At 63.9% G+C, this 12,193-nt stretch carries 9 protein-coding genes; 2 read left to right on the plus strand and 7 right to left on the minus strand.

Annotated elements, in window-relative coordinates; translation table 11 throughout:
- Window positions 1–20 precede the first annotated feature (20 nt).
- On the plus strand, window positions 21–806 hold the full coding sequence (locus C7W88_RS19020) for a formylglycine-generating enzyme family protein (RefSeq protein WP_162896262.1): 786 nt from the start codon (window positions 21–23) through the stop codon (window positions 804–806).
- Here C7W88_RS19020 and C7W88_RS19025 read toward each other — a convergent pair.
- The 7 genes from C7W88_RS19025 to C7W88_RS19055 form a co-directional block, all read right to left on the minus strand.
- The gene (locus tag C7W88_RS19025; protein ID WP_118075123.1) at window positions 803–2,353 is read right to left on the minus strand and encodes a carboxylesterase/lipase family protein; all 1,551 of its coding nucleotides are present in this window, start codon (window positions 2,351–2,353) and stop codon (window positions 803–805) included. The two genes, C7W88_RS19020 and C7W88_RS19025, sit on opposite strands and share 4 nt — an antisense overlap.
- A gap of 92 nt (window positions 2,354–2,445) precedes the next feature.
- On the minus strand, window positions 2,446–4,875 hold the full coding sequence (locus tag C7W88_RS19030; RefSeq protein WP_240345105.1) for a TonB-dependent receptor: 2,430 nt from the start codon (window positions 4,873–4,875) through the stop codon (window positions 2,446–2,448).
- 144 nt (window positions 4,876–5,019) lie between these two features.
- Window positions 5,020–6,846: an SDR family oxidoreductase gene (locus C7W88_RS19035; protein WP_118075125.1), complete on the minus strand. Its 1,827-nt coding sequence runs from the start codon at window positions 6,844–6,846 to the stop codon at window positions 5,020–5,022.
- Window positions 6,846–7,481, minus strand: coding sequence for an isochorismatase family protein (locus C7W88_RS19040; RefSeq protein WP_118075126.1), 636 nt, complete (start codon window positions 7,479–7,481; stop codon window positions 6,846–6,848). The genes C7W88_RS19035 and C7W88_RS19040 overlap by 1 nt, the downstream gene beginning before the upstream one ends.
- A complete protein-coding gene (gene leuD, locus C7W88_RS19045) occupies window positions 7,478–8,101 on the minus strand; it encodes a 3-isopropylmalate dehydratase small subunit (protein WP_118075127.1) in 624 nt (207 codons plus the stop codon). Before leuD ends, C7W88_RS19040 begins: the two co-directional genes overlap by 4 nt.
- The gene (leuC, locus tag C7W88_RS19050) at window positions 8,098–9,501 is read right to left on the minus strand and encodes a 3-isopropylmalate dehydratase large subunit (protein ID WP_118075128.1); all 1,404 of its coding nucleotides are present in this window, start codon (window positions 9,499–9,501) and stop codon (window positions 8,098–8,100) included. Before leuC ends, leuD begins: the two co-directional genes overlap by 4 nt.
- Entirely contained in the window at window positions 9,498–10,487 is a 990-nt protein-coding gene (locus C7W88_RS19055) for an alpha/beta fold hydrolase (RefSeq protein WP_118075129.1), read from the minus strand. Before C7W88_RS19055 ends, leuC begins: the two co-directional genes overlap by 4 nt.
- Before the next feature lie 198 nt (window positions 10,488–10,685).
- On the opposite strand from C7W88_RS19055, the gene C7W88_RS19065 reads away from it, so the two are divergent.
- On the plus strand, window positions 10,686–12,152 hold the full coding sequence (locus C7W88_RS19065) for an NAD(P)/FAD-dependent oxidoreductase (protein WP_118075131.1): 1,467 nt from the start codon (window positions 10,686–10,688) through the stop codon (window positions 12,150–12,152).
- Window positions 12,153–12,193: the final 41 nt, after the last annotated feature.

Below are 12,193 nucleotides of genomic sequence, written 5' to 3' on the forward strand. Positions count from 1 at the left end.
AATGGCTATGTGCCCCCAAAGTGGCCGCACCGGCACCGCGCTTTCCGCCCGTGGTGGCGGGCGCGGCTTTTGCCGAATGCCGGGATTGTCCGGAGATGGTGGTCATTGCGCCCGGGACGTTCGTGATGGGATCGAGCGCGCAGGAACGAAAGACGCTGGGCGTCCTGGCGATGTTCGACAGGATGGAGGAGCCGCGCCACCAGGTTACGATCGGCTATCGCTTCGCTGTGGGGCGTCATGCCGTGACCTTCGATGAATGGGACGTCTGCGTTGCCGATGGCGGGTGCAATGGCTATCGCCCGGACGATGCTGGCTGGGGACGGGAGCGCAGACCGGTCATCAACGTGAACTTTGCCGATGCGCAGAGCTACGTTGCGTGGCTTTCACAGCGGACGGGGCAGCGCTATCGGCTGTTGTCCGAAGCCGAATGGGAATATGCGGCGCGCGGTGGGACTGATACGTGGTATCCCTTTGGCAACGCGATCGACCCGTCGAAAGCCAACTACGGCAATCATCATGACCGCACCGCGCCGGTCGGATCCTATGCGCCCAACGGATTCGGCCTGCATGACCTGACGGCCAACGTGGCACAGTGGGTGCAGGATTGCCACCACGAGGATTACGTGGGTGCGCCGACGGACGGGTCTGCCTGGCTTAGCGGGCCCTGCACCTTGCGCAACGTGCGCGGGGGCGGATGGAGCCTTTCGGGATGGAGCGTGCGGGTGGCCCAGCGGATCGGCGATCCACCGGGCGCACGCAACAATCACCTGGGCTTCCGAGTGGCGCGGGACATGCCGCAGGATTAGGGCTTCGAAGTTGCAAAGGCCTCGATCAGGTCGAGCTTGGCCTTGAAGGGATCGAAGCTGGCCGTGGCCGAGGCGTCCATGGTGTGCTGGAGCAGGGCCTCGCCCTTGCGGTCATAGGCTGGCCATTGGGGCAGCGCCTTGCCGTTGGGGTTTCCTGATTTTACGAAATTCACCACATAGGCGTTTGCCAGGCGGGCGGCTTGGCGATCGAGATCGGTGGTTGCCATGCCATAGCGGGCATCGACGGTGTTGAAGAAGTAGGGAATGTCGGTGGCGTGTGGCGCACCTGTCTTCCATTCGCTGCGCTTGCCTTGCGCAACATAGCCGAAGCGATAGACGAACGCTTGCCGGCCAGCGGCTACGGTATGGCGCGCGACGAAGCGTGCCGGCTCGGCCATGTATTGGTCGCCGGTGAGATGGCGCGACAGGTCACGGAACTCGGCGTTGCCGTCGGGATCATAGGCCTTGCGCAGCGCCGGTCCCTGCGCGCCGAAGCTGGCGAAGAGCGCATCCTTGTCCTGGGCGAAGGAAATGCCGCCGTCGGCGCTGGTCATGCCGATCATCACCGGAACGGGTGCGATCTTGCCCTGATCCATCAGCATGTCGCTTGGCGCGGTGATGACCGAACCTTCGGCAACGAGGCCACCGACATAGGTGGCGGGGTTGGCAAAGCGGTCCGCAAAGAGGTTGGTGCCTTGAACGGTAGTTGCAGGAAGCGCACGAATGGCGGCAAGGCCCGCGGCGCCCTTGTCGGTCACGCCCTGCTTTGCGGCGAAATCCACGCCAACCTGTTCACCCTTGGCCATGGTTGCTGTGGGCAGGAGCGAGCGGCCTCCGCCGGACATCGAGATCGCACCGCGAAACAGGCCGCGGGCGGAAGGCATGGTGAGAAGATTGACGACTGCGGTGCCGCCCGCGCTTTCGCCGATGATCGTAACCTTGGCCGGATCGCCGCCAAAGGCAGCGATGTTGGCCTGCACCCATTTCAGCGCAGCGAACTGATCCTCCATCGCGAAATTGCCGACCGCCTTGCCCGCTTCGGCGGTGAGCGCGGGGTGCGAAAAGAAGCCGAACCGGCCCAGGCGATAATTGAAGCTGACGAAGACCACGCCCGACTTCGCAAATGCCGAGCCATCGTAGATGGCGGGCGAGGTGCCGCCGGTGATGAACGCACCGCCATGTATCCAGACTAGGACCGGCAGCTTTGCCCCCTTCCTTGCCGAAGCGGGCTTCCAGACGTTGAGATAGAGGCAGTCCTCGGCTGGCGTCGTGCGCAAGGGCGCCTCGTCGAACGGGAACGGCGTTTGCATGCAATCGTGCTGGAAGGCACTGGCATCAAGCAAGCCCTGCCAGGGTGCGGCGGGTTGCGGGGAACGCCAGCGGCGCTCGCCCAGCGGCGGCGCGGCATAGGGAATGCCGCGGAACACGTCGACAGCGCCTTCGTGCGTGCCTGCAACCTTGCCACTGGCGGTGCTGGCTTCGGGGGCCTTGGCGGCGAGTGTTGTCGGCAGGAGGCTGGCGGCAGCAAGGAGCAGGAGCGTACGCATCGGAAGCAGTCTTTCGTTTAAAGGAAACGAAGAGGGCCGGGCGCTCCAAAAGCGCCCGGCCCCGTTCTGGCAATCAGACCGTGAAGTTCACATCAGAACTTGGTGCGGACCTGGATACCGGCGGTGCGCAGTTCGGGGAGGCCGACCTGCACCGCGTTGTACTTGGCAAACGACAGCGACGGATCGATCACCCAGTTGTCGGCGATGCTGGTATAGGTCTTGGTATTGAACACGTTGGTCACGAACAGTTCGAGGCTGGTATCGCCCTTGCTGACGCCGACGCGGGCGTTGAACAAGTGGAGATCCGGCGTCTTGACGATGTTCGCCTGGTTCGACCACATGCCCGACTTGAAGTTCCAGTCACCACGCACGAACCAGCGGCCATCGTCGATACCCTTGAGATCGCCATTGAAAGTGAGGCCGACGTTGGCCGACCACTTCGAGGTGTTGGGCAGTTCCTTGCCGCGGAAGTCGGTGATGCCGGTCAGCGTCGTGACAGCCGGAGCGACAAACGAGTTGATGTGCGTCTGGTTGTAGGCGGCTGCCGCATCGATGGTGATGAGGTCGCTGGCCTTCCAGAACACTTCGGTTTCGATGCCGTAGACATCGGTGGAGCCCGCGTTTGCCGAGCCGCTGTAGAGGCCCGAGCCAACCGTGAACAGGTAGCTGGTGATCTGGTCACGCCACAGCGAATAGTATCCGGCAACGGTATAGCGCATTGCGCCATCCAGTGCGCGGCCCTTTACGCCCAGTTCGAAGTTGGTGATCTTTTCCGGATCGACCGCCAGCGGAATGCCGTTGTCCCTGGCAAGCTGCTGGATCGCATCGCTTTGCGAGACGATGAAGGTGTTGAACTGCGAAGGGTTCACGCCCTTGGCCACCGAGCCATAGACCATGAAGTCAGGCGTCGCCTGGAAGTTCACGATCACGCGCGGGGTGAAGTTCTTGAAGGTCTTCTGTGCCAGCAGCGAATAGGGCGTGTAAGTGCCTGCCGGAACATAGACCGGGCTTGACACGGTCTGGCCGTTCGGGCCGACGAACGAGGAGATCTTGTCCTCCTGGTAGCGGCCCTCAACGCTGGCCGAGAGTCGGTCGGTGAAGTCGTAGGTCAGCCCGAAGAAGGCGCCGAGCGTTTCACTCTGGCTCTTGCCGCCAAAGGCCGGGCGGCCGCCGAAGATCTGCGATCCCTGGCCAGCGCGGAGCTGTGCCTTGAGGAAGCTGACGCCGGTGACAGCGCGGAACGGGCCGCTGTCATATGCGAGGCGGCCTTCGACCGAGAAGTCCTGGGTCTTGCGCTCGATCAGGAAGGGGAAGTCGAAGTAGCCGTTGGGATAGGCCGCATTGGTGAGCGCACGGGTATCGAGCCCGTCGAGGTCGATCAGCGTGGTCCACTCTTCGGTGTTGTAGCCGCCGAGCAGCGAGGCAGTCAGCTCGTCGGTGACTTCGTAATCGGCCACGAGGTGAAGGTGGCGGGTGTTGCGCAGCAGACCATAGTCCTGCACGCCATCGCTGGGCGAGACCAGGCGGCCCTGCGGATTGGCGAGCCATTCCCGCAGCGCATTGGTCACGGTGGTGTTGGCGCTGACCGGATTCACGAGGCCGGGCAGGGTTCCGCAGATGTAGGGATTGCCATTTACGGTGCAGTTCGACTGGCTGGCATAGAGGACCGTGCCATCGGCCTTCTTGATATCGCGGGCCTGGATTCGTGCCGAGGCCGAAGCACCGTCGTCGTCGCGGGCGACCATGCCGAAGGCCTTGATCGTCAGGCGTTCGGTGGGCTTGGCCACGATCAGCGCGGTGAACGTGCGCGAGGATTCATCGCCCAGGGTCCGGCCATCGACCGGGTTGGTGTAGGAGCCGTTCTTGGTGAAGTAGTCGCCGCTCAGGCGGAAGGTCAGAGCCTCGCCGATGATCGGCCCTTCGATCGAACCTTGCACGCGATAGTTCTCGCGCGTGCCCGCCATGCCCAGCACGCTGGCGGTCCATTCGCTCGACGGGTTCTTGTTCACCACGTTGATCGCGCCGGCAAAAGTGTTGCGGCCGAAGTAGGCGCTTTGCGGACCCTTCAGGATTTCAATGCGTTCGGGGTTCGAAATGGCAGTGAAAGGCGAAGGCGAGGCAATCGGCACGCCATCGATGAACAGCGAAGTGGTGGTCGCCAGTGTCGAAACCGGCGTGAAGCCGCGCAGGCTGATCTGCTGGAACGAGCGGTCGGCATGGCCCGAGGAGTTGTTGTTGATGTTGATGCCCGGCGTATTGTTGGCCAGGCTTTGCATCGACACGACGCCGCGCACGGCCAGTGTCTCGCCGGTGAGCGCAGTGACGGTGACCGGCGTCTTGAGCAGGTCTTCCTCGCGCTTGCGGGCGGTCACGACGATTGCACCCGGCTCGCTCTCTTCGGCAGCCTGCGGGGCTTCCTGCGCGAAGCCCGGCGTTGCGACTGCCATGCTGGCGATGCCGACAGTCAGGACTTGCGCCATGACGGAGAGCGAAGCGGCAGAGCGCTTCGTGAATGACTTCATCTTCATGTGTTCCCTCGATAGAAAATTGAGCGGGAGGCGCCACGCCCCATCCCGGTTCGTCCCTGCTTTGGCGTGTCGCGTTGCGCGATCTCGCCGGTATTGTTGTATTTGTTCTGGTTTATGCCTCTCCCGTGTATCGGGTCGTCAGGCTGGATTGCCAGCCATGTAATCGAGAATATCGAAGCGCGGGCTGGTCCAGCCCTTGCGGTCAAAGATCTCGGGCGTGTGGTCGTGCAGGCCCTTCAGGGCGCTGGCGGGGATCTGATCGAGCGAGCGGACTTTCACCCCGGCGGCGCGGCCATAGGTGCGACCAGGGCGTGAACCCATCGCCATCCAGGGGTGCCATGAACCCATGTTCTGGAAATGATGGAAGGCGTCGGCCGAACTGAGGGTCTCGTCGAAAGCCTGCGCCGTCGGCGCACCGATGGTGGACACCGTATCCCAATAGGCAATCGGGCCGGAAGAGAACTTCGGGAATTTCTCCGGGCTGACCGGGTTGGGGCGGGCCATGTCGGCCATGGCGCTGACAAACAGCGTGCCGCCATAGGCTTCCATGCGCATCGGCTTCGGTGTGAGTTCAGCGCCCATGGCCACCATGCCATCAGGGCCATGCGTTACGGTGAAGGGGCCGCCGAGGAACTGGAAGGGCTTGCGCACTTCGCCGGTCAGCGGGTTCTTCCATTCTTCAAGCACATCGTCGGTATCGAAAGCGCAATAGACGCCGCATTCGAAGGTTCTGGCTTGATAACGGTGGCCGGGAAGCGGCGTCCATTCGTTCACGCTGAGGTGGTTCAGCGTGTAGAATGGCACCAGGTTCCCTTCGCCGGTGAAGCCGTAGACGTTCAGGCGGTAGAAGATGTTGACCGTTTCGGCCTCGCACGATCCGGCAACGCGGGCACGCACACGGGCGCGGGTTGCCGGGTCTTGCAGCCGTTCTGCCGCTTCGGCATCGGTGATTGCGGACAATGCCTTGCCCCGGGGGCTGGCAGCAGCGACTGGAGCGGCGGCAAGGCCGGCAACCAGTGGCAGCGCGGACATCACGGAACGACGGGTCAGATCAGCGGTCATCTGGCGAAATCCCCGGACAGCGGATTCGCTGCCCTTGTTCTGCTGACAGGATGGCTTCAGACGCATGACAGCGAAGGACTCAATGCGGGCCTGTTCGCCTGTCGGATTTGCACAGCCTGATTGCAGCAGTGACAGCAGACGGTCAGCGCCCCCGGTGACGTCAAGCGTGGTGCCGGTGATATAGCTTGCCTCGTCTGAGGCCAGAAACAGCACGGCATCTGCAACTTCACGCGGGGTGCCGAGACGGTGCAACGGGGTCATGCGGATCGGCGAGTATTCGAGCCCGTCTTCGTGCATTCTCCTGAGGTATGGCCCGGCAAGTTCGGTATCGATCGGACCGGGTGAAACGGCGTTGATCGTCACGCCGTGGTCGGCCAGTTCGATCGCCAGTGTGCGCACGAAGCCGGTGACGCCGGCCTTGGCGGTGGAATAGGCGCTGGCGCCGACGTGGAAGGCATTCCAGACAGTGCCATTGCGCGCACCCGACGAGAGGCAGACGATGCGGCCATGACCCTGTTGCCGCATCACCGGTACGAAGGCTCGGGTACACAGGAACATCGAACGCAGGGACAGCGTCATCGTGTGGTCCCAGTCGGCCACGGAAAGGTCGGTGATCCGCCCGCTGCGTCCGCCGCCGACATTGTTGACGAGGATAGAAACAGGGCCGAGCGTTGCCGCTTCCTGCGCAAGATTGGCGACGTTCGATTCATCGGTCACATCGCAGGGGATGGGGAGCACTTCGGCGCCAAGACCTCGGACAAGTGCGGCCACTTCATGCAGCCGCGCCTCGTCCCGCTCGGCCAGGACCAGCCTTGCCCCTTCTTCGGCAAAGCGCAGAGCGGTCGCCTTGCCGATGCCGAGGCCGGCCCCGGTGATGACGGCAATGCGCCGGTTGAGGCGCATCAGGCCTTGAGCGTGCCGAGGAACGCCGTTGCCTCTGCCTCGCTCACCACGTCGGCATACTTGGCGTTCATGTCGAACAGGTTGGCGTCGTGCGGGGCGGCATGGCGATCGCCGCAGGCATCGGCGATGACGGCGGTGCGGAAGCCATGGCTCATCGCATCGACACAACTGGCACGCACGCAGCCTGAAGTGGTGAGGCCGGTGAGCAGGACGGAGTCCACGCCCATGGCCGTCAGCGTCGAGGCGAGCGAGGTGCCGAAGAAGGCGCTGGGGTATTGCTTCGAGATGACCAGTTCGTCCTCGAAAGGTTCGAGGCCCGGGCCCCAGGCACCCATCGGGCTGCCCTTGAGGAAGTTCTTCAGCGGCGCGGCCTTTTCGAAGAAGCGGCCACCGTCGATCGCACTGGAGTGGTAGACCACGTTGGTGAGGATCACCGGCACGCCGGCCGCGCGGGCAGCTTCGCGCACGCGCAGCGCCGAGGCGAGGGCATCGTCCACTCCGGCGTAAAGTTCGCAGGATTCGTCGAAATAGCCCATGCAGAAGTCGATCAGGATCAGCGCCGGGCGCAAGCCGAAGCCTACCCGCCGTTCATAGGCCTTCTTGTAATTGGCCAGCAGGTCTTCCGTTTCGCTCATGCAGTCGTTTCCTCAAGGTAAAGCCAGGGCTGGATCTTGCGCTGTCCGGCCTCGAACGCGGCGATGTCGCTCTCGAAGCGGGCCAGCACGAGGTCGGTTTCGTCCCATCCGTTGAGCAGGGCAAGCCGTCTTTCGGGCGCGATTTCGAATTGGATCGGGCTGGCAGTGCCGACAGTGACGGTCTGCGCTTCGAGATCGACCGTGAACTGCACGCCGGCAGCAGCGCAGGCCAGCATGTCAGCCACCTGATCGGGCGGGAGGATGATCGGCACGATGCCGTTGCGCAGGCAATTGTTGTGGAAGATCTCGCCCAGGGCAGGCGCGATGACCGCACGTACGCCAAGGCCGTGGAGTGCCCAGACAGCCTGTTCGCGGCTGGAGCCCGAGCCGAAGTTCGCGCCGGCGACGATAACCGGGGGGCTGCGGAAGGGATCGGTGTTGAGGACATAGCCCGCCACTTCGCTGCCGTCGGCGTGATAGCGGCGATCGTGAAACGCGTGCTCGCCCAGGCCATTGCGCGAGGTCAGCAAAAGGAAGCGCGCGGGGAAGATGATGTCGGTATCAATGTTTTCTTCCGGCATCGCGGCGGCGGGGCCGGTAACGGTGGTGAACCCGTTCATGCCACGTACTCCCGCGCATCTGCGATATGCCCTGCGATGGCGGCGGCTGCGGCCATGGCGGGGCTCATCAGGTGGGTGCGACCGCCGGGGCCCTGGCGGCCTTCGAAATTGCGGTTGCTGGTGGAGGCGCAGCGGTCTCCGGCGGCAAGCCGATCATCGTTCATCGCAACGCACATCGAACATCCGGAAAAGCGCCATTCAAAGCCTGCATCGGTAAGGATGCGGTCGATTCCTTCCGATTCCGCGGCCTTGCGCGTGGCCATGCTGCCGGGAACGACGATGGCCTTGATGCCGGGCGCAACCTTGCGCCCCAGGGCGATGGCCGCGGCAGCGCGCAGGTCCTCGATCCGGCCATTGGTGCACGATCCGATAAACACGTGGCTGATCGGGGTGCCGAGCAGCGGAGCGCCGGGTTCAAGGCCCATGTAGGCCAGCGCCTTTTCGGTCTCGCGCCGCTCCGTGAGGTCGGCAATATGGGCTGGATCGGGCAGCGACGCGCTGATGGGCAGTGTCTGGTTGGGGCTGGTGCCCCAGCTGACCTGTGGGTCGATCTCGCCCAGGTCGAGCGTGACGGTCCGGTCATATCTGGCGCCGGGATCGCTGCGCAGTGTGCCCCAAAATTCGCATGCCCTGGCGAACAGATCGCCCTTGGGCGCAAGGCGGCGGTCCTTGATGAAAGCGTAAGTGGTTTCGTCAGGCGCCACCAGGCCGATGCGGCTTCCGGCCTCGATGGTCATGTTGCACAGGGTCATGCGTTCGGCCATAGACATGGCGGAGACGGCAGGGCCGACATATTCGACCGCGTGGCCCACCGCGCCGTTCGCGCCGATACGCGCGATCAGGGCAAGTGCGATGTCCTTGGCGAAGACCAGCGGGTGGCGTTCGCCGACAAGTTCGACCTTCATCGCCTTCGCGCGCGTCTGGCGCAGAGCCTGGGCGGCCATGACAGTCGATTGCTCGCTCGCCCCGATGCCGAACGCAAGGGCGCCAAATGCGCCGTGCGTGGTGGTGTGGCTGTCACCGCAGACGATCGTGGTGCCGGGCAGGGTAAAGCCGGTTTCCGGGCCGATGACGTGGACGATGCCCTGTTCGGGGCCATTGACCTCGGCATAGGGCACGGCAAATTCGCGCACGTTGGCTTCAAGCTCGGCGATCTGCGAGGCGGCCAGAGGATCCTCGATCGTGCCGCGCTGGCGCGTGGGAATGGCGTGATCCGCTACGGCGAGGTGGGTTTCCGGGCGGCGCAGCCTGCGGGCCTTCGCGCGCATGGCGACGAACGACTGCGGGCTGGAAACCTCATGGACGATGTGCCGGTCGATATATAGCAGCGCTTCACCTGCGCCGAGATCGGCGACCACATGAGAGTCCCACAGCTTTTCGTAAAGGGTGCGCGGTTTCACGGTTTGGGGACTCCGGCTTCGACGTAAGTCTCTATCCAGCGGGCGAAGCGGTCTGGCACTTCCAGCGGCGGATAGTGACCGACGTCGGGCATCAGCACTTTCGAGATCGTGGCGTTCTTCAGATAACGGGTGATCGCCGTGACCGCCGCTTCGGGCAGGAGCGGATCGCCGCTGCCCCAGACGAGGAACGTGGGAGCCGTGATCTTCGCCATCTCGATGGCGGCCTGCTTGCCGTCACCGATGCGGGCAACCATGGCGATGGGATGCTTCTCCGGGCTGCGGCGGTTGAAATCCCAGTACTCCATGCGCGTGCGGTGGCTGATCCGCGCCGGGTCGCCCGCGAAGAACGACAGGTACTGGTCCCAGAAATCGAAATCCTGATAGCCGGTCCTGCGCACGCGATCCTGCGCGGCAAGGAAGGCCGGGGTCTGGACCATGTGACCGGTTGTCACCGGGTCTGACGGGGTGTTGGACAGGATCAGCCGCTCCACCATCTCAGGGCGCTTGGCAGCAAGGTACATGGCCATGGTGCCCCCGCTGGAAACGCCCACGGCAGCGGCCACTTTCCTGATGCCTAACACTTCGAGGAGGCCCTCGGTGATTTCCACTGGCTGGACGCTGGTGGCGGCTTCGTCGGTTGCGGGAGAGGACAGGCCGTAGCCCGGAATGTCGAAGCGGATCACGCGGTAGCGCTTCTTGAGCAGCACGGTGATGCGGTCCCAAGTGCGCAGGCTGCTTTGCGATCCATGGATCATCAGCAGGACCGGGGCCTTGCGCGGGCCTTCGTCCTTGTAATGGATCTCCATGCCCTTGACAGTCATGTAGCGGCTTTGACGTTCGGCGTACTTGCCACGCAGCTGCGCCACGGTGAGGCGCGGCGTGGCGGGCGAATCGGGCGCATTGGCGGCCATCTGCGCGATAGCCGGCAAAGGAATTGCCAAGGGCGTGAGGATCAGCGCCGAGAGCAGCACTTTCAGGGATTTCATGGGGCCTCCGGTGCGGATGTTTCGCATGAAGCTATGGCCTTCGCCTATCCGTGATTGGCGTATTTTCCGAAAGCCATGCTTGTCTATCCGACAGGTGGTGAGCGCCACCCGGGCAATCGACATTGACCTCATCGTTGTGGCGATTGGCAGCGTGATCAGGCCTGTCCTATGGTTCGGGCGCAAGGGAACTGCAGACCTATGACGATGGACCGCCGCACATTCTCGCTGGGAGGTTTCGGCCTTGCCGCACTCGCCGCCAGCCAGCCGGCGATGGCCGCGCGCAAGACGAAGAAGCCTGCGCCCGCAGTTGCGCCGCGCAAGCCGGGGCAGAGCGACGTGATCGTCCTGGGCGCAGGCGTATCCGGGCTGCAGGCGGCGTGGATGCTCGAGCAGGAAGGCAAGACCGTCACCGTGATCGAGGCGCGCGAGCGTGTCGGCGGGCGGATCTGGACCCTGCTCGATCAGCCGGGCTATCCGGAAATGGGCTTCAATTCGATGGCGGCTGGCTACGGTCGTGGTCTCGATGCCGCCAATCGTGCCGGGGTCGAAATGGTCGAGGTGGGCGAGCGCTGGCGTTCAGGCCCGCCGCCGCTGCTGTGGATCAACGGCAAACCGATGACCCGCGCCGAATGGGCGGCGTTCCCGGGAAATCCGTTGCCGGACAAGCTGAAGATGCTGATGCCCGGCGAGGTTGTCGGCAAGGTGGTATCGGACAACAACCGTCTGGCTGACTGGACGAGCTGGCACGATCCGGCAAACGCGGCGCTGGATATCTCGCTGTACGAATACCTCAAGGCGCAGGGGCTTTCGGACGCCGCGATCCATTTGTGCAACGATATCGCGCCCTATTACGGCGTGAACGCATGGGACGTTTCGTCCCTGATGATGGAATACAACGACGGCTTCGTGAAAGGCCAGGCGGCCGCCGGTGCGGGATCGCTGTCGGCGAAGAACGGCAACATCCACCTTGCCACCGGCATGGCCAAGCTGCTGAAGGGCGATGTCCTGCTTGGCCGCGAGGTTGTGGCGATCACGCAGGATGGCGCGAGCGTTACGGTACACATTGCCGATGGCTCCACCTTCAGCGCGCCGCGCGTCATCTGCTCCCTGCCGTTCTCGGCGCTGCGCAACGTCAAGGTCCTGCCTGCTCTTGAAGGCATGCAGGCACAGGCTGTCGGCCAGTTGGGCTATCAGCCGATTTCGATGGTGTTCGTCACGGCGACCGCGCCGTTCTGGGATGAGGACAAGCTCGCACCCGGCATGTGGACCGACGGGCCGTTGGGCACGGTGATGCCGCAACGCTATGGCGCCACGGCGGAGGAGATCACCGGCTTCATCGTGCAGGCGCGCGGCAATCTGGCGCTGTACTGGGATCGCATGGGCGCAGAAGCGGCCAAGGCGATGGTGGTCCGCCAGATCGAGACGCTGCGTCCTGCCGCCAAGGGGAAGGTTTCCGCGCACAGCTATTTCAGCTGGGCGGGCGAGCGCTTCAATGGCGGGGACGTTTCGTTCTTCGGACCAGGCCAGGTCAAGTGGCTCGACGAGATGATCAAGCCGGCGGGCCGCGTCCACTTCTGCGGCGAGCACACCGCACAGGGCGCGCGCGGGCTGGAAGGCGCGCTGGAATCGGCAGAGCGCGTCGCACTTGAAGTTTTGACCGCCTGACGCGGTCGGTTGAAGTTCTGACCGCCTGAGGCGGCATCTGG

This window comes from Novosphingobium sp. THN1 (assembly GCF_003454795.1).
GTDB lineage: Bacteria > Pseudomonadota > Alphaproteobacteria > Sphingomonadales > Sphingomonadaceae > Novosphingobium.